The organism is Pseudomonas sp. AC255, assembly GCF_979258175.1.
The window spans coordinates 2,123,516-2,142,189 of record NZ_OZ409841.1; the positions used below are offsets into that span (position 1 = coordinate 2,123,516).

11 protein-coding genes are annotated in these 18,674 nt (G+C 61.3%); all 11 read left to right on the top strand.

Going from position 1 to position 18,674, the window contains the following annotated elements:
* Positions 1 to 47 precede the first annotated feature (47 nt).
* Entirely contained in the window at positions 48 to 1,454 is a 1,407-nt protein-coding gene (locus ACZZ0K_RS09810; RefSeq protein ID WP_056789827.1) for an NAD(P)/FAD-dependent oxidoreductase, read from the top strand.
* Positions 1,455 to 1,485: 31 nt separating this feature from the next.
* Positions 1,486 to 1,830 (top strand): cupin domain-containing protein, encoded by a 345-nt coding sequence (locus tag ACZZ0K_RS09815; protein ID WP_041480281.1) that lies wholly within the window; start codon positions 1,486 to 1,488, stop codon positions 1,828 to 1,830.
* Positions 1,831 to 1,885: 55 nt separating this feature from the next.
* On the top strand, positions 1,886 to 2,971 hold the full coding sequence (locus tag ACZZ0K_RS09820; protein ID WP_150740902.1) for a polyamine ABC transporter substrate-binding protein: 1,086 nt from the start codon (positions 1,886 to 1,888) through the stop codon (positions 2,969 to 2,971).
* Between the two features lie 456 nt (positions 2,972 to 3,427).
* On the top strand, positions 3,428 to 4,873 hold the full coding sequence (locus tag ACZZ0K_RS09825) for a serralysin family metalloprotease (protein ID WP_095180087.1): 1,446 nt from the start codon (positions 3,428 to 3,430) through the stop codon (positions 4,871 to 4,873).
* A gap of 121 nt (positions 4,874 to 4,994) precedes the next feature.
* Positions 4,995 to 5,345, top strand: a complete 351-nt coding sequence (locus ACZZ0K_RS09830; protein ID WP_463559085.1) for an AprI/Inh family metalloprotease inhibitor — start codon at positions 4,995 to 4,997, stop codon at positions 5,343 to 5,345.
* A 220-nt stretch (positions 5,346 to 5,565) separates the two neighbouring features.
* On the top strand, positions 5,566 to 7,338 hold the full coding sequence (locus ACZZ0K_RS09835) for a type I secretion system permease/ATPase (RefSeq protein ID WP_252867671.1): 1,773 nt from the start codon (positions 5,566 to 5,568) through the stop codon (positions 7,336 to 7,338).
* The gene (locus tag ACZZ0K_RS09840; protein WP_041480285.1) at positions 7,335 to 8,684 is read left to right on the top strand and encodes an HlyD family type I secretion periplasmic adaptor subunit; all 1,350 of its coding nucleotides are present in this window, start codon (positions 7,335 to 7,337) and stop codon (positions 8,682 to 8,684) included. The genes ACZZ0K_RS09835 and ACZZ0K_RS09840 overlap by 4 nt, the downstream gene beginning before the upstream one ends.
* A 2-nt stretch (positions 8,685 to 8,686) precedes the next feature.
* On the top strand, positions 8,687 to 10,057 hold the full coding sequence (locus ACZZ0K_RS09845) for a TolC family outer membrane protein (protein WP_258706747.1): 1,371 nt from the start codon (positions 8,687 to 8,689) through the stop codon (positions 10,055 to 10,057).
* 362 nt (positions 10,058 to 10,419) lie between these two features.
* Positions 10,420 to 13,365: an autotransporter serine peptidase EprS gene (gene eprS, locus ACZZ0K_RS09850; RefSeq protein WP_374046274.1), complete on the top strand. Its 2,946-nt coding sequence runs from the start codon at positions 10,420 to 10,422 to the stop codon at positions 13,363 to 13,365.
* 244 nt (positions 13,366 to 13,609) lie between these two features.
* Complete coding sequence (locus ACZZ0K_RS09855) at positions 13,610 to 16,687, top strand: autotransporter domain-containing protein (protein WP_463559086.1); 3,078 nt, start codon at positions 13,610 to 13,612, stop codon at positions 16,685 to 16,687.
* Positions 16,688 to 16,744: 57 nt separating this feature from the next.
* Positions 16,745 to 18,433 carry a polyurethane esterase gene (locus tag ACZZ0K_RS09860; RefSeq protein ID WP_258706744.1) on the top strand — a complete coding sequence of 563 codons (1,689 nt, stop codon included), beginning with the start codon at positions 16,745 to 16,747 and terminating at the stop codon, positions 18,431 to 18,433.
* The last annotated feature ends 241 nt before the right edge of the window (positions 18,434 to 18,674 follow it).

Here is an 18,674-nt window from a genome sequence, read left to right on the forward strand (position 1 = left end):
GCCACTAGGATCGACGCCATCGAAGGTTTTCAGTGGCGGAGTCTGGCATGTCGGCGTGGCGCACGATCAGTTTGTGGATGGATCAGCTCGATGAACCGCTGCTGGCGCGCCCTGCGCTTGAGCGGGATCTAGATGTCGACGTGGCGATCATCGGCGCCGGTTACACCGGACTGTGGACGGCGTACTACCTGAAAAAACAGGCGCCCGGCCTGGATATCGCCATCATCGAGGCGCAAACCGCCGGGTTCGGTGCGTCCGGACGCAATGGCGGCTGGCTGATGGGTAACTTGCTGGGTGAGGATCGCTTGCTCGCAGGCTTATCGCCGCAGCAACGGCGGGCGTCGTTTGATCTGCTGCACAGCATTCCTGATGAAGTAGAGATCGTCGTTGAACGCGAAGGCATCGACTGCGATTACCGCAAGGGCGGGGTGCTTTATTGTGCTGCGCGCTACCCAGAGCAGGAAACCGTTCTGCGCGATTACCTGAACAAGCTGCATGCCCAAGGCCTGACTGACGACGATTACCGCTGGCTGAGTCCCGAGCAACTGGCCCAGCAGATCCGCGTGGCCAAGCCCTACGGCGGCATCTTCGCCCCCCATGTCGCGACCATTCACCCAGCGAAACTGGTCCGTGGCCTGGCGCGTACCGTGCAGAACATGGGCGTGAAAATCTACGAAAACAGCCCGGTTACCCACTGGCAATCCGGCAGTTTGCGCACGGCCAAGGCCAGCGTACGCAGCCGCTGGATCGTCCCGGCCGTGGAAGGCTATTCGGTGACGTTGCCGCCGCTGGGCCGTTATCAGTTGCCGGTGCAAAGTCTGATTGTCGCCACCGAGCCGCTGTCCGCCGCGACCTGGGACGAAATCGGCCTCAATCGCGGCCAGGCCTTCAGTGAATTCAGCCGTCAGGTCACCTATGGCCAGCGCAGTGCCGACAACCGCCTGATTTTCGGCGCCCGTGGCGGTTATCAGTTCGCCGGCAAGCTTCGCCATGACTTCAACCTCACTCGCGATGAAGTCGAGTTGCGCCGCTATCTGTTCGGCGAACTGTTCCCGCAGCTGAAAAATGTGCAGATCACCCACGCCTGGGGCGGCAACCTCGGCATGTCGCGGCATTTCAAACCGCACATGCTCTGCGACCGCGCCAACGGCATCGCGCTATCGGGCGGTTACGGCGGCGAGGGCGTCGGCGCCAGCAACCTTGGCGGGCGCACCCTGGCCGATCTGATTCTCGAGCGCGACAGCGAGCTGACCCAACAACCGTGGGTCCTGCCCGACGGTGGCATTCACGCGCTGCGTGCCTGGGAGCCAGAGCCATGCCGCTGGCTCGGCTACAACGCGATCATCAAAAGTTTCGTGCATGAAGACCAGACGCTGGCCAATCCGGCGACTGCGCCCTGGCGGCGCAAGCTCGCCAGCCAAGTCGCCGGGTTCATGGAAGGTTTCATGCACTAAACGCCGTTTCCCTCAATAAACAGGTCACGCCATGAGCATCACCCAATTCAAGAACACCGCCACGCTGGAGCTCGATGAATCCAGCCCGGTCGCCGTGCCCCTCGGCGAGCCCGTCGCAATTGCCTCGACCACCAGCGTCGAGCGCGATGACGGCGTTGAAACCGGCGTCTGGGAATGCACCCCGGGCCGCTGGCGGCGGCAGATCACCGCGCAGGAGTTCTGCCATTTCATTTCCGGGCGCTGCACCTTCACCCCCGACGGTGGCGGCGAAACCCTGCACATACAAGGCGGCGACGCACTGATGTTGCCAGCCAACACGCTCGGGATCTGGGATATCCAGGAAACCGTGCGCAAGAGCTACGTGCTGATTTTCTGATTGTTCGATCCTTTGATTGCCTGCCAACAAAAAAAGCCCATACAGGAATCGCCCCATGATCCAGAAAACCCTCGCATTGGCGCCGCTGCTGCTGGCCGCTTCCGTCAGTCACGCGGCCGAGACGGTCAAGGTCTACAACTGGTCCGACTACATCGCCCCGGACACCACGAAGAATTTCCAGAAAGACACGGGCATCGGCGTCACCTACGACGTCTACGACAGCAACGAAACCCTCGACGGCAAATTGATGACCGGCAAATCCGGTTACGACGTGGTCTTCCCGTCGAACCACTTCATGGCGCGGCAGATTCAGGGTGGGGCGCTGAAGAAACTCGACAAGAGTCAGTTGCCGAACTGGAAGAACCTCAACCCGGCACTGCTCAAAGCCTTGCAGACCAACGACCCGAACAACGAGCACGGTTTCCCTTATCTGTGGGGCAGCACCGGCATCGGCTACAACATCGCCAAGGTCAAAGCGGTGCTGGGCGACGACGCGCCGGTGGATTCCTGGGATCTGATCTTCAAACCCGAATACATGGAAAAACTGCAAAAGTGCGGCGTGGCGATCCTCGATAACGGCCCGGAACTGCTCCCGGCGGCACTTAACTACCTCGGCCTGCCGCACCACAGCAAGAATCCCGAAGACTACAAAAAAGCCGAAGCTTTGCTGATGAAAGTGCGGCCCTACGTCAGCTACTTCCATTCCTCGAAGTACACCAGTGACCTGGCCAACGGCGACATCTGCGTAGCAGTCGGCTTTTCCGGCGACATCCTGCAAGCGGAGAACCGCGCCAAGGAGGCCAAGAACGGCGTCGAGATCGGTTATGCGATTCCCAAGGAAGGCGCGGCCATCTGGTTCGACATGGTCGCCATGCCCGCCGACGCACCGGACGAAAAGGCCGGCTACGCCTTCATGAACTACCTGCTGCGCCCCGATGTCATGGCCGGCATCACCAACTACGTGCACTACGCCAATGGCAACGAACAGGCGGACACGCTCATCGATCCGGCGATCAAGAACGACACCAAGGTTTACCCGAGCGCGGAAATGATGGGCAAGCTGTTTGCGCTGGAAGCGATGCCGCTGAATATCGACCGGATCCGGACGCGGGTCTGGAACAAGATTCGTACCGGTAGCTGAACCTCCGTCCTCTGTAGGAGCTGACGAGTGTAACGAGGCTGCGATCTCTTGATCTTGATCTTCAAAAGGTCAAAGTCAAAAGATCGCAGCCTCGTTGCACTCGTCAGCTCCTACAGTCCGAATGACGTCGTAGAGTTGATATCAAATCACTGGCACCATTGGCCGAAAGTGTGACTTGCCCAACAAATCCAAACTTACCGATATTTAATATTTAAATAGAAAATCGTCAGACAATTTGCGCCCTCGCTACAACTAAAAACAATATTTCCTCCCCGCACGCTTTGTTTACGGCAGTTTCCTGATACCACCAAATTGGATCGCAAAAAAATCCTTTACGACAGATTTCCAATTGTGTCAGGTTCGTTACGCCTTCATTGGGCGAGTGATAGGACGATCTCGCCAAAGATCGTCCTGTCGGACAAAAACTGTTCCATTGCTAAACAAGGAAGTGTGTTTATGTCGAAAGTTAAAACCAATGCTGTTGATTCCGCCGAACAGGCTTTCCAGCTGGCTGCCTTCAGCTCGGCGTACAACCAGATCAATAGCTTCAGCCATCAGTATGACCGTGGCGGCAACCTCACGGTCAATGGCAAACCCTCGTACTCCGTCGACCAGGCGGCTACGCAATTGCTGCGTGACGGCGCTGCCTATCAGGACAAGGACAGCAGCGGCAAGATCGAACTCACCTATACGTTCCTGACCTCGGCCTCGAACAGCACGATGAACAAGCACGGGATCACCGGGTTCAGTCAGTTCAGCGCGCAGCAACAGGCGCAGGCCAAGCTCGCCATGCAGTCCTGGGCCGATGTGGCCAATGTCACTTTCACCGAGAGAGCCTCGGGCGGCGACGGGCACATGACCTTCGGTAATTACAGCGGTGGCCAGGATGGCGCTGCGGCGTTTGCCTATCTGCCGGGGACCGGCGCCGGTTATGACGGCACCTCGTGGTACTTGATCAACAGCGGTTACACGCAGAACAAGAACCCGGATCTGAACAACTACGGTCGTCAGACCCTGACCCACGAAATCGGCCATACCCTGGGCCTTGCTCACCCTGGCGACTACAACGCCGGCAACGGCAACCCGACCTACAACGACGCGACCTACGGCCAGGACACCCGTGGCTACAGCGTCATGAGTTACTGGAGCGAGAGCAACACCAACCAGAACTTCAGCAAGGGCGGCGTCGAAGCCTATTCGTCCGGCCCGCTGATGGACGACATCGCAGCCATCCAGAAACTCTACGGCGCCAACACCACCACCCGCACCGGCGACACCACCTACGGCTTCAACTCCAATACCGGCCGCGATTTCCTCAGCGCGTCGTCGTCGAGCGACAAAGTGGTGTTCTCGGTCTGGGATGCCGGCGGCAAGGACACCCTGGATTTCTCCGGTTTCACCCAGAACCAGAAGATCAACCTCAACAGCGCTTCGTTCTCCGACGTTGGCGGCATGGTCGGTAACGTGTCGATCGCCAAGGGCGCGGTCATCGAGAACGCGATTGGCGGTTCCGGCAGCGATCTGTTGATCGGCAACAGCGTGGCCAACGAGCTGAAGGGCGGTGCCGGTAACGACATCCTGTACGGCGCTGGCGGTGCCGACAAGCTGTGGGGCGGCGCCGGTTCGGACACTTTCGTGTTCGCCGCCAGCTCGGACTCCAAGCCGGGTGCGATCGATCAGATCCTCGATTTCGTCAGCGGTCTGGACAAAATCGACCTGACCGGCATCACCAACGGTGCGGGCCTGCACTTCGTCAACAGCTTCACCGGTTCGGCCGGCGACGCAGTGTTGACCTCGTCGGGCGGCAATAGCCTGTTGTCGGTGGATTTCTCCGGGCATGGCGTGGCTGACTTCATCGTCAGCACCGTGGGCCAGGCTGCGACCAGCGACATCGTGGCGTGATGTGAAAGGAAAGCGGCGCCTCGTGCGTCGCTTTCTTCGCTTGCATCGGCCTGATCCCCGAGCAAGGCTACGAGCGGAAGTGAAATTTCCTATGACTCGATACGTTTTAACTGACACGACGATGGCATGGCTGATGGCAGTCACGCTGATGATGACCGGAGCGACAAGCATGGCAAGCAGCCTCAGACTCGAAGAACCCTCGGCATTCGCCGGGCGCTGGCAGGCCACATTGACCGGTCACAACGACACACCCGAAACGCGGTCGTTGCAAGACAAGCCGTCGAACACATGCGTTGTCGATCTTGCGCCAAACAAGACCTTGGGCGAGGGCGCCGATTGTCTGGGCGCATGGTTGAGCGAAGCCCCGATTGGTTGGTTTCCAGAACCCGATGGCATTGCCATCACTGGCAAGGAGGGTTCGAAAATCGCCTTTTTCAGCCGCCGGGGGATGGCTCTTACGCAAGCAGGTTGAGTTCGCAATTGCTTATCTTGCTCGAACGCGTCGGGCACTAAGCGGTGGCTGGGTAGTTGCGCGAAGTTGATGTACTGCAATAACTGAGCGTTATAACCGCGAAGCCGATCAACTTGTTATGAAATTGTAAGCACTACTTGCAAATGATCTTTGGCAGGTACGCGAAATATCAATGGAATGCTCGTCCGCACCGACGAGACTATGAACTCAGGAAGAATCAATGAAGATGGCGAAGTCTCCGGCCGCTCCGTTAATCAAGGCATTGGGCGACTATAAAAGCATTCTGATCAGCGTCGGTTGTTTCACTGCGTTGATCAACGTGCTGATGCTGGTTCCGTCGATCTACATGCTGCAAGTTTACGACCGGGTGCTGTCGTCACAGAACGAAACCACTCTGGCGATGCTGTCGTTGATGGTGGTCGGGTTCTTCGCCTTCATCGGCCTGCTGGAAGTGATCCGCAGCTTTATCGTCATCCGCATCGGCAGCCAGTTGGAGCGTCGTTTCAACCTCCGCGTCTATCAAGCCGCGTTCGAGCGCAACCTGTTCAAGGGTGAGGGTAACGCCGGGCAGTCGCTGGGCGACCTGACCCACATTCGCCAGTTCGTCACCGGACCGGCGCTGTTCGCCTTCTTCGATGCGCCGTGGTTTCCGGTCTATCTGTTTGTCATTTACCTGTTCAACGTCTGGCTTGGCGTGCTGGCCACGGCAGGCGCGTTGCTGCTGATCGCACTGGCCTGCCTCAACGAATACATGACCAAAAAACCGCTGGGCGAAGCCGCCGGCTTTTCCCAGCAGTCGAGTCAGTTGGCTACCAGCCACTTACACAACGCCGAAACCATTCAGGCGATGGGCATGCTCGGCTCGCTGCGCAAGCGCTGGTTCGGGGTGCATTCGCGCTTTCTCGGCTTGCAGAACCAGGCCAGCGACACCGGCGCGGTGATCAGTTCGCTGAGCAAGACCTTGCGTCTATGCCTGCAATCCCTGGTGCTGGGCCTGGGCGCGTTGCTGGTGATCAAGGGCGACATGACTGCGGGGATGATGATCGCCGGTTCGATCCTGATGGGGCGCGTACTGAGCCCGATCGATCAGTTGATCGCCGTTTGGAAGCAGTGGAGTGGGGCGAAGCTGGCTTACCGGCGCCTTGATGCGTTGTTGCAGGCGTTCCCGCCTAGCGACGAGGCGATGGCACTGCCGGCACCGAAAGGCCAGATCAGCTTCGAACAAGTCAGCGCCGGCCCGCCGGGGCAGCGAGCGGCCACTTTGCACATGGTCAATTTCAATCTGAGTGCTGGCGAAGTGCTCGGCGTGCTCGGCGCGTCTGGTTCCGGCAAGTCGACGCTGGCTCGAGTGCTGGTCGGCGTGTGGCCGGTTCTGGGCGGCACGGTGCGCCTCGACGGCGCTGATATCCACCGCTGGAACCGTGATCAGCTCGGCCCATACATTGGTTATTTGCCGCAAGACATCGAGTTGTTCAGCGGCAGCATCGCGGAGAACATCGCGCGCTTCAGCGAAGCCGACCCGCAAAAAGTCGTCACCGCCGCGCAACAGGCCGGTGTCCACGAGATGATCCTGCGCCTGCCGCAAGGTTACGACACGCAACTGGGCGAGGACGGCAGCGGCTTGTCCGGAGGCCAGAAGCAACGCGTGGCCCTGGCCCGCGCGCTGTACGGCACGCCGAGTCTGGTGGTGCTCGATGAACCCAATTCCAACCTCGACACCGTCGGCGAAGCCGCACTGGCCAGCGCCATTGCGCAACTCAAGGCTCAGGGCACCACGGTGATTCTGGTCACGCACCGTTCTTCGGTGCTGGCTCAGGCTGACAAATTGCTCGTGCTCAACGATGGCCGCTTGCAGGCGTTCGGCCCGAGTCAGGACGTGCTCAAGGCACTTTCCGGCCAGCACGAACAGCAACGTGAAAAAGCCGCACAAACACCGGGCGGGCTCAGCATGAGCCGGCAGTATCAGCCCTCGACAAGGAATTCGGGTGTATGAGCAGCGCCAGCATGAACACTGAAAACGAAGCGAATATGGAACACGCCTACCTCACCGAGCGCCCGGAGCGTGATGCGAAATTCTTCGCGCGCATGGGCTGGATTCTGGCCATCGTCGGCGCTGGCAGTTTCTTCACCTGGGCGGCACTGGCGCCGCTGGATCAGGGCATTCCGGTGCAGGGCACGGTGGTGGTCTCGGGCAAGCGCAAGGCCGTGCAGTCGATGAGCAGCGGCGTGGTCAGCCGGATTCTGGTGCGCGAAGGCGAGATCGTGAAGCAGGGCCAGCCGTTGTTCCGCCTTGATCAGACGCAGGTCGCCGCCGACGTGCAATCGCTGCAGGCGCAGTACCGCATGGCTTGGGCCAGCCTCGCGCGTTGGCAAGCCGAGCGCGACAACCTCAAGCAAGTGACCTTTCCGGCCGAGCTGAGCAACGACCCGGACCCGCGCCTGGCGCTGGTGCTGGAAGGCCAGCGGCAACTGTTCAGCAGCCGCCGCGAAGCGTTCTCCCGGGAACAAGCGGCACTGCGCGCCAATATCGAAGGCGCCACCGCACAACTGGCCGGCATGCGCCGCGCCCGCAGCGACCTCAATGCCCAGGCCAGTTCCTTGCAGCAACAATTGAGCAACCTGCAACCGCTGGCCGACAACGGCTACATCCCGCGCAACCGCTTGATGGACTACCAACGGCAACTGTCGCAAGTGCAGCAGCAATTGGCGGAAAACACCGGTGAAAGCGGGCGTGTGGAGCAGGGCATCCTTGAATCGCGCCTGAAGTTGCAGCAGCACGGCGAGGAATACCAGAAGGAAGTGCGCACGCAACTGGCCGATGCGCAGTTGAAAAGCGTAACCCTGTCCGAGCAATTGACCTCCGCCGGTTTCGACCTGCAACACAGCGAGATCCTCGCCACCGCCGATGGCGTGGCAGTCAACCTCGGCGTGCACACCGAAGGCGCTGTGGTGCGTCAGGGCGAAACCCTGCTGGAGATCGTTCCGCAAGGCACCACCCTGGAAGTAGAGGGGCACTTGCCGATCAACCTGATCGACAAGGTCGGCACGCATTTGCCGGTGGACATTCTGTTTACCGCCTTCAACCAGAGCAAAACCCCGCGCGTGCCCGGCGCAGTCAGCCTGATCTCCGCTGACCAGATGGTCGATGAGAAAACCGGCGTGCCGTATTACGTGTTGCGCAGCAGCGTCAGCGATCAGGCCATGGAAAAGCTCAACGGTCTGGTGATCAAGCCCGGCATGCCGGCGGAAATGTTCGTGCGCACCGGTGAGCGTTCACTCCTCAACTATTTGTTCAAACCGCTGCTCGATCGCGCCGGTTCTGCGTTGACCGAGGAATAAGGATGTTCGGCTGTATGAAAAAGCTTTGCATGCTGGGGGCCGCAATGACGCTGCTCGCGAGTCACTCGGCAGTCGCGGCCATGGGGCCATTCGAGATTTACGAACAGGCATTGCGCAACGATCCGGTGTTTCTCGGTGCAATCAAGGAACGCGATGCTGGCCTGGAAAACCGCGCGATTGGCCGCGCCGGGCTGCTGCCACGGATCGGCTACACCTACAACAAGGGCCGCAACTCGTCCAAGGCGACGTCTCTGGATGATCGTGCGCGCAACCGCACCGATGAGCGCAACTACAACAGTTACGGCTCGGCGCTGACGGTGCAGCAACCGCTGCTCGATTACGAAGCTTACGCGGCGTATCGCAAAGGCGTGGCGCAGTCGTTGTTCGCCGACGAAGCGTTTCGCGGCAAGAGTCAGGAACTGTTGGTGCGCGTGCTGGACAACTACACCAAAGCCTTGTTCGCCCAGGACCAGATCGACATCGCCCAGGCGAAGAAGAAGGCCTACGAGCAACAGTTCCAGCAGAACGAACACATGTTCAAGCAGGGCGAGGGCACGCGCACCGATATTCTCGAAGCCGAGTCGCGCTATGAGCTGGCGACTGCCGAGGAGATCGAAGCGCGCAACGAGCAGGATGCCGCCTTGCGTGAGCTCGGGGCGCTGGTCGGCGTGCCGGCGGTGGATATCGGTGATCTGGCGCCGCTTGGTCAGCAATTCCAGACCTTCACGCTGCAACCGGCCAACTTCGACACTTGGCATGAACTGGCGATCAGCAACAACCCGAACCTCGCTTCGCAGCGTCAGGCCGTGGAAGTGGCGCGCTATGAAGTCGAACGCAACCGCGCCGGGCATCTGCCGAAAGTAAGCGCCTATGCCTCGATGCGCGACAACGAGTCGGAAAGCGGCAACACCTATAACCAGCGCTACGAAACCAACACCATCGGCCTGGAACTCAGCGTGCCGCTGTACGCCGGCGGCGGGGTGTCGGCCTCGACGCGCCAGGCCAGCCGCACCATGGAACAGGCCGAATACGAACTGGATGGCAAAACCCGCGAAACCCTGATCGAACTGCGCCGACAGTTCAGCGCGTGCCTGTCCGGAGTGAGCAAATTGCGTGCTTATCAGAAGGCCTTGAAGTCGGCCGAGGCGCTGGTGGTCTCGACCCGACAAAGCATTCTGGGCGGCGAACGCACCAATCTCGATGCGTTGAATGCCGAGCAGCAACTGTTCACCACCCGCCGCGACCTGGCCCAGGCACGCTACGACTACCTCATGGCCTGGACCAAATTGCATTACTACGCCGGGACTTTGAACGAACAGGATCTGGCGCGGGTGGACGAAGCATTTGTGGTCGCGCAACAGCCCTCACCCTAACCCTCTCCCAGAGGGAGAGGGGACCGATCCGGGGAGATTGGCGAGATGCACCGACTTGAACGAGCTGTGCTGAATCCGTAATCGACTGGTTTTCCAGGTCGCTGAATAACTGAAGACAACACGGTCGGCTCCCTCCCCCTTTGGGAGAGGGCTGGGGTGAGGGGACCGATCCGGGAAGGTTGGCGAGATGCACCGATTTGAACGAGCTGTGCTGAATCCGTAATCGACTGGTTTTCCAGGTCGCTGAATAACTGAAGACAACACGGTCGGCTCCCTCTCCCTTTGGGAGAGGGCTGGGGTGAGGGGAACGGGCGACATCGCTATCAGCCCTGAACAAAACAACAAAAACGAGAATGATGACCATGGACGTACGCATCAAGCCGATTTCGCTCGGCACGCTATTGCTGGTGACCTCGGCAACGCAGGCGCAATACCTGGAACCCGGCCAGCCCGGCAATCCGGCCAGTTGGCGCAGCGCCGAGTTCCTGCGCGACTGGGGCCTGGAACGCATGCAGGCCGATCAGGCCTACGCAGCCGGCATCACCGGCAAGGGCGTGAAAATCGGCGCGCTCGATTCCGGTTTCGATGCCGCCCATCCCGAATTCTCCGCCGACCGTTATCACCCGGTAACCGCCAGCGGCAGCTACGTCGATGGCTCAGCGTTCAACGTCGACGGCACGCTCAACCCGAACAACGATTCCCACGGCACCCACGTGGTCGGCACCATGGGCGCCGCCCGTGATGGCAGCGGCATGCACGGGGTGGCGTACAACGCGCAAATCTACGTCGGCAACACCAACAAGAACGACAGTTTCCTCTTCGGCCCCGGCCCTGATCCGCGTTATTTCAAAGCGGTCTACGACAGCCTCGCCGATGCCGGGGTTCGAGCGATCAACAACAGTTGGGGCAGTCAGCCGCCGGATGTCAGTTACCGCACTCTCGCGGATCTGCACGCCGCCTACGCGCAGCACTGGAACAAGGGCACTTGGCTCGACGCCGCTGCCGATGTTTCCCGGCGCGGCGTGATCAATGTCTTCAGCGCCGGCAACAGCGGCTACCCGAATGCCAGCGTACGTTCGGCGCTGCCGTACTTTCAGCCGGATCTGGAAGGTCACTGGCTGGCGGTGTCCGGGCTCGATCAGAGCAATCAGCAGAAATACAACCAGTGCGGCATCGCCAAATACTGGTGCATCACCACACCGGGGGCGAAGATCGACAGCACCATTCCCGGTGGCGGTTATGCGATCAAGTCCGGTACCTCGATGGCGGCGCCGCACGCGACCGGCGCCCTGGCGCTGGTGATGGAGCGTTATCCGTACATGACCAACCAGCAGGCGCTCGAGGTGCTGCTGACCACCGCCACCCAGCTCGATGGCGCGGTCACAGACGCACCGAACGAGCGCGTCGGTTGGGGCGTCGCCAATCTCAATCGGGCGATGCGCGGGCCGGGACAATTGCTCGGTGCGTTCGACGCGAATCTGGGGGCAGGGCAGCGCGATGTCTGGAGCAACGACATCTCCGACAACGCGCTGCTCCAGCGTCAAAACGAAGACCTCGCCGAGCACAGCGCCTGGCAGCAAACCCTGCAGGACAAAGGCTGGCAGAGCGGTGTCCCGGCCGGCGCAAGTCAGCAGGACCAGACCGATTACGCGGTCGGCATGTTGCGTGATGCGGCAGCGGCAAACCGGGTGTATGAGGGCAGCCTGATCAAGTCCGGCGCCGGGCAATTGCTGCTCAGTGGCGCTAACACCTATCGCGGCCCGACCACCGTCAACGGCGGTCTGCTGACCGTGAACGGTTCGCTGACCTCAGCGGTCACCGTCAACAACAGCGGCACCCTCGGCGGCTCAGGACGCATCGGCGCGTTGACCGCCAACAGCGGCGGCCGTGTCGCACCGGGCAATTCCATCGGCACCTTGAACGTCGCCGGTGATGTGACACTCGCCCCGGGCTCGACTTACGCCGTCGAGCTATCGCCCACAAGCAGTGACCGCATCGTTGCCGGTGGCACGGCAACCGTCAGCGGCGCCAGCGTCAGCCTGGCGCTGGAAAACAGGCCGACCTTGCTCAGCAGCGCCGAAGCGCAAAGCCTGCTCGGTCGCCAGTACAACATCCTGCAAGCGGCCGGCGGCGTGCAGGGACAGTTCGCTGCGGTGGTGCCGAACTACCTGTTCATCGGCGGCGCCCTCGACTACGCCGCAAGCGGCATCCAGCTGAATATCCAGCGCAATGCCACCAGCTTCGCCAGCGTCGGGCAAACGCCGAACCAGCGCTCGGTGGCCGCTGCAGTTGAAGGTCTGGGCGCCGGCAATTCGGTTTACGAAAGCGTGCTTCGTGCACCGACTCAGGCCTCGGCCCAGCAGGCCTTCCAGCAACTGAGCGGCGAGATTTATCCCGCGCTGGGGACAATGCTGATCAACGACAGCCGCCAGTTGCGTGATGCGGTTGGCGAGCGGCTGCACGATGAATCGGCGACACGCAGCAATGGCTGGATCAAAGCACTCGGCGCCTGGGGCAGTACCGATTCGGGCCACGACACGGCCGGCTACAACACCTCGATCGGCGGCCTGCTGGCGGGGGTCGACGGCGCGCTGGACGAGCAGACCCGCATCGGTCTGGTCACCGGTTATAGCGACAGCTCGTTGAACATGGGCTCGGGCACGCATTCTTCGGCGAAAGTCGACAGCTATCACCTCGGCACTTACGCCGCACACGACCTCGGCGCCTGGCGCTTGAGCACTGGCGCGGCCTACAGCTGGCATCGCGGCGATGTGACGCGCGATCTGCAATACGACGAGGTCAGCGCCAAGCAGAAAGCCAAAGTTGACGCGACCACCACCCAAGTCTTCGGCGAAGCGGCGTATCGCTTGCAGCTGCAACCGTTGGCGCTGGAACCGTTCGCCAACCTGACCTACCTGCATCTGGAGACCGAAGGCTTTACCGAAAAGGGCGATGCCGCTGCGCTGAAAAGCTCGGGCGATCAGCGCGATGTGGCGCTGAGCACTCTGGGCGTGCGGGCGAGCAAAACCTTCAACCTTTCCAGCCAGCAAGCGCTGGACGTCAGCGCCCGTCTCGGCTGGCAGCACAGCCTCAGCGATATCGAATCAGAACAGCATTTGCGTTTTGCCAGCGGCGGCACGCCGTATTCCGTGGAGAGCTCGGCGCTGGTACGCGATGCCGCACTGGTCGGCGTGCAGGCCAGTCTGGCCTTGAGCAAGGACGTGCGGGTCAACCTCGATTACAACGGCCAACTGGCCAGCCGCGAGCAGCTGCATGGCGTTGGCCTGAGCCTGAACTGGCAGTTCTGATTGCATGTGTGTGAGTCACCGTGGCGAGGGGATTTATCCCCGCTCGACTGCGCAGCAGTCGCAAAACCTGATCGTTCCCACGTGCAGCAAGGGAATTGATCGTCCCCACGCTCTGCGTGGGAACGCCTCCAGGGACGCTCCGCGTTCCAATGGGACGCGGAGCGTCCGGGCTGCATTCCCACGCGGAGCGTGGGAACGATCAAGGCAACCGGATTTTTCGCAACATCACTAAGGAAGGTCGTGGATGGATAACAACAATACCCCCGCGCAATCGGGTGGCCGCTTTGCCCTGAAAACCCTGACAGTCGCCATGCTCTGTGCCAGTGCGATAGCACAGGCAGCGCCTTACGTTGAAAACGGCCGCAGCGGCGATCCGTCGAGCTGGCGCAGCAATGAATTCAAGGCTGACTGGGGCTTGGGTGCGATCGGCGCGGATTACGCCTACGCCGCCGGCTACACCGGCAAAGGCGTGAAGCTGGGCATCTTCGATCAGCCGGTCTACGCCGCACATCCGGAGTTCTCCGGCAGCAACAAAGTCGTCACCCTGGTCACCAGCGGCATTCGCGAATACACCGACCCTTACATCCCGGTAAAGGCCGGCGATGCGTTCCTCTATGACGGTTCACCCTCGGTCGGCTCCAACGGCAAGCTCGGCGCCCATGGCACGCACGTCGGCGGCATCGCGGCGGGCAGTCGCGACGGCGGGGTGATGCACGGTGTTGCATTCGGTGCGCAGATCATCAGCGCCGATAACGGCGACCCAGGCCCGGAAGACGGCATCGTGCGCGGCAACGACGGCGCGGTGTACAAGGCCGGTTGGGATGCGCTGATCGCCAGCGGGGCGCGGATCATCAACAACAGCTGGGGCATCGGCATCACCGACCGCTTCGACCTCGGCGGCCGCGATCCGGCGTATCCGCACTTCACCGTCAACGACGCGCAATTGCAATTCAACGAAATCCGTACGCTGCTCGGCACCAAACCCGGCGGCGCTTACGACGGCGCCATCGCCGCGGCTCGCAGCGGCATCGTGACCATCTTTGCCGCCGGCAACGATTACAACCTGAACAATCCCGACGCCATTGCCGGCCTGGGTTATTTCGTCCCGGACATCGCGCCGAACTGGATCACCGTCGCCGCGTTGCAGCAGAACCCGGACACCGCCAGCGCCAATCCGTACGTGATCAGCACGTTCTCCTCGCGCTGCGGCTATACGGCGAGTTACTGCGTCTCGGCGCCGGGCACCAAGATTTATAGCTCGATCATCGAAGGCACCAACGCCGGCAACCTGACCACCAGCTACGCCAATTACAACGGCACCTCGATGGCGGCGCCGCATGTCGCTGGTTCCATTGCCGTACTGATGGAGCGTTTTCCGTACATGAGCGGCGACCAGGTCGCCAGCGTGTTGCGCACCACTGCGACCGACCTCGGTGCGCCGGGCATCGACGCCTTGTACGGTTGGGGCATGATCAACCTGCGCAAGGCCATCGATGGCCCGGCGATGTTCGTGACCGAGCAGGACATTCCCGAGGAATTCCGCGTGCAGGGCGCTTACGGTTCCGGCCAGTTTGTCGCTGACTTGCCGGGCATCGGTGCGATCATCGATCAGGGCAAACCCACCGAACGCGTGTGCAGCGACATCACGTGCGGCCTCGACACCTGGCGCAACGACATCGGCGGCCACGGCGGTCTGACCAAGCAAGGCATCGGCACTTTGGTGCTGACCGGCAATAACCCTTACAGCGGCCCGACCCTGGTCAATCAGGGTCGACTGGCCATCAACGGTTCGCTGCAATCGGCGGTCACCGTCAACAATGGCGGCATCCTCGGCGGCAATGGCCGCATCGGCGCGCTGGCAGTGAACAGCGGCGGTACGGTGGCGCCGGGCAACTCCATCGGCACCCTGAACGTCGCCGGTGACGTGACCTTCGCGCCGGGTTCGACCTACGCCGTAGAGCTGTCGCCAACCAACAGCGATCAGATCGTTGCGGGCGGCAAAGCCATCATCGACGGCGCCACGGTGAGCCTGTCGCTGGAAAACAGCCCGACCTTGCTCAGCACCGGCGAAGTGCAAAGCCTGCTTGGCACTCGCTACAACATTCTGCAAGCGGCGGGTGGCATTGAAGGGCGCTTCGGTCAGGTCTTGCCGAATTACGCCTTCCTTGGCGGCACCCTGGATTACTCGGCGGGCGGCATTCAGCTGGCGGTGGGACGCAATGAGGCATCGTTCGCCAGCGTCGGTCTGACGCCGAACCAGCGCGCCGTCGGTGCCGCCGCCGAACGTCTGGGGGCGGGCAATGCGCTGTTCGAAACCCTGTTGCTGTCGCCCAACGCGGCGTCGGCGCAGCAGGCCTTTCAACAGTTGTCCGGCGAGATTCACCCGGCCATCGGCACGCTGCTGATCAACGACAGCCGCTACCTGCGCGAAGCCGTCGGCGAGCGCCTGCGTGAGCGTGATCTGTTCAACGCCGATGCGCCGACTGATGAGCGCAGCAACGTCTGGGTCAAGGTCCTCGGCTCGTGGGGCGAGAGTGACGGCGGACACGACAATGCCGATTCCAATAGCTCCATCGGTGGGCTGCTGGCTGGTGTCGACGGTCTGATTGCTGAAGATACCCGTCTCGGTTTCGTCACCGGTTACAGCGACAGTTCGTTGAGCATGGGCAGCGGCACGCATTCGTCGGCGTCGGTCGACAGCTACCACTTGGGTGCGTATCTGGGCCATGAAATCGACGCGTTGCGCCTGACCGTCGGCGGCGCCTACAGCTGGCATCGCATCGACGTCAAACGTGATCTGCAGTTCGGCGACGTCAGCGGCAAACAGAAAACCAAACGTGACGCGACCACCGCGCAAGTGTTCACCGAGGCCGCATACGATCTGGGCCTGCAACCGATGAACCTGGAGCCGTTCGCCAATCTGTCCTACGTGCACCTCAACACCGACAGCTTCACCGAGAAGGGTGACGCTGCCGCGCTCAAGGGTGGTGAAGACAACCGCGACGTGGTGCTGTCGACCCTCGGCGTGCGAGCCAAGCGCAGCTTCGCTGTGTCGGACAAGCATCAGCTGGAACTGGGCGCCAGCCTCGGCTGGCAGCACAACCTGAGCAGCGTCGATGCCGACAGCCATCTGGCCTTCGCCAACGGCAACAGCGCGTTCACCGTGCAGAGCGTGTCGATGGATCGTGACGCTGCTGTGGTCGGAGTGCGCGCCGGGCTGGCGCTCAATCGCGACGTGCGGGTCAACCTTGACTACAACGGCCTGATCGGTTCGAACGAAAAAGATCACGGCGTCGGTCTGACCCTCGACTGGCAGTTCTGAGGCGTAACCGGCAGCGCTTCTGGGCTGCCGGTTTTTCAAGGAAAAGGAGCGCTGCACATGGGATTGTTCGATTACAAAAATGCCGATGGCAAAGGGGTGTACAGCGACGCCATCGCACTGACGCTGTATGCCTACACGCCCACCGGCAAACCATTGCCGGCCACGGCGTGGGCACCGGTCGCCGCGACGACGCTGGGCTATCAGGGCAAGGTCGGCGTGCAAGGCACGTTCTTCGGGGAACAGGATGGCTTCACCAGCGCCGAGGCGGAAGTGCTCGGCAAGTATGACGCTGCTGGCAAGTTGATCGGCCTTGGCATTGCCTTTCGCGGCACCGGCGGGCTGGGTTACAGCGACACTTTCGGTGATCTGAAAAACAATCTGCTCGCGGCGGTCGGGCCGTCGGATTACGCGAGCAATTACGCGAAAAACGCGTTCGACAATCTGCTCAAGGCCGTCGCCGCTTTCGCGATCGCCAACGGTGTCGATGCCAAGGATGTGCTGATCAGCGGCCACAGCCTCGGCGGGCTTGGGGTTAATAGCGTTGCTGAATTGAGCGCGGACAACTGGGGCGGCTTCTACAAGGATGCCAATTACATCGCCTTCGCCTCGCCGACCCAGAGCAGCACCGGCCCCCAGGTGCTCAACATCGGTTTCGAAAATGATCCGGTGTTTCGCGTACTCGATGGCACCACGTTCAGCACGGCGTCGATGGGCAAGCACGACAAGCCCCACGAATCGACCACTGACAACCTGGTCAATTTCACCGACAACTACGCTTCCACGGCGCAGAACCTGGTGCCGTTCAGCATCGCCAACCCGCTGAACTGGTCGGCGCACAGTTCACTGGGCTACGCCGATGGCTTGAATCGGGTGATCGATTCGGCGTTCTACAACCTGACCGAGCGCGACTCGACAATCATCGTTGCCAATCTCGAAGAGGCATCGCGGAGCAAGACCTGGGTCGAGGACCTGGGCCGCAGCGGCGAACCGCACAGCGGCAGCACCTTCATCATCGGCACGCAGAGCAGCGACTGGCTCAAGGGCGGGGCGGGTAACGACTTTCTTGAAGGGCTGGGCGGCGACGATCGTTTCCGTGATGACGGCGGCTACAACGTCATTTTTGGCGGGCAGGGCCATAACACCTTCGAACTGCAGAAACCGTTGCAGAACTTCAGCTTCGCTAACGACGGCGACGGCACGCTGTACGTGCGCGACGCCTACGGCGGCATCAGCCTGACCCGTGACATCGGCGCGCTGGTCAGTAAAGAGGCCGGTTCGTGGTGGGGCAGCAAGGAGATCACCTGGGGCGTCACCGCCAAGGGCCTGAGCAACGGCAGCGAACTGACCCAGTACAACCATTCGCTCAGCGGTGATGGCTACGGCAATGCCTTGCATGCCACGGCCGATGGCGACTGGCTGTTCGGGCTTGGTGGCGATGATCAACTGATCAGTGACAAGTCGCAGGTGACTTTCGTGGGTGGCGCCGGCAACGACGTGATGACGGCGGTGGGTGGCGGCAACACCTTCCTGTTCAGCGGCGCGTTCGGTTTCGATGCGATCAATGGTTATCAAGGCAGCGACAAACTGCTGTTCATGGGCGTCGCGGGCGCGGGACAGGGTTATGACTACAAGCAGCATGCCGCGCAGTCCGGCGCTGATACCGTGCTGAAGGTCGGCGATTTTGCCGTGACGCTGATTGGCGTCGGCGTGACTGACCTGACGGACTCGAGTTTCGTCTTTGCCTGATTCCGAAGGTGCAGGAGATCTCAGTGTGGGAGCGAGCTTGCTCGCGAAAACGGTGGGTCAGGCGATCGTGATGTTGAATGTGCTGCCGCCTTCGCGAGCAGGCTCGCTCCCACAGGTACGGGGTACGCATGAAATTGATCGTTCCCACGCTCTGCGTGGGAATGCAGTCGGGGACGCTCTGCGTCCCACAAGATAGCAGCCTTCGGCAGCTCCTACAGAGGATGTGCAAGATGTAACGAAT

Coding starts and splice junctions, on each gene's coding strand:
- ACZZ0K_RS09810 (WP_056789827.1), top strand. CDS start 48: ATGTCGGCGTGGCGCACGATCAGTTTGTGGATGGATCAGCTCGATGAA.
- ACZZ0K_RS09815 (WP_041480281.1), top strand. CDS start 1,486: ATGAGCATCACCCAATTCAAGAACACCGCCACGCTGGAGCTCGATGAA.
- ACZZ0K_RS09820 (WP_150740902.1), top strand. CDS start 1,886: ATGATCCAGAAAACCCTCGCATTGGCGCCGCTGCTGCTGGCCGCTTCC.
- ACZZ0K_RS09825 (WP_095180087.1), top strand. CDS start 3,428: ATGTCGAAAGTTAAAACCAATGCTGTTGATTCCGCCGAACAGGCTTTC.
- ACZZ0K_RS09830 (WP_463559085.1), top strand. CDS start 4,995: ATGGCATGGCTGATGGCAGTCACGCTGATGATGACCGGAGCGACAAGC.
- ACZZ0K_RS09835 (WP_252867671.1), top strand. CDS start 5,566: ATGAAGATGGCGAAGTCTCCGGCCGCTCCGTTAATCAAGGCATTGGGC.
- ACZZ0K_RS09840 (WP_041480285.1), top strand. CDS start 7,335: ATGAGCAGCGCCAGCATGAACACTGAAAACGAAGCGAATATGGAACAC.
- ACZZ0K_RS09845 (WP_258706747.1), top strand. CDS start 8,687: ATGTTCGGCTGTATGAAAAAGCTTTGCATGCTGGGGGCCGCAATGACG.
- eprS (WP_374046274.1), top strand. CDS start 10,420: ATGGACGTACGCATCAAGCCGATTTCGCTCGGCACGCTATTGCTGGTG.
- ACZZ0K_RS09855 (WP_463559086.1), top strand. CDS start 13,610: ATGGATAACAACAATACCCCCGCGCAATCGGGTGGCCGCTTTGCCCTG.
- ACZZ0K_RS09860 (WP_258706744.1), top strand. CDS start 16,745: ATGGGATTGTTCGATTACAAAAATGCCGATGGCAAAGGGGTGTACAGC.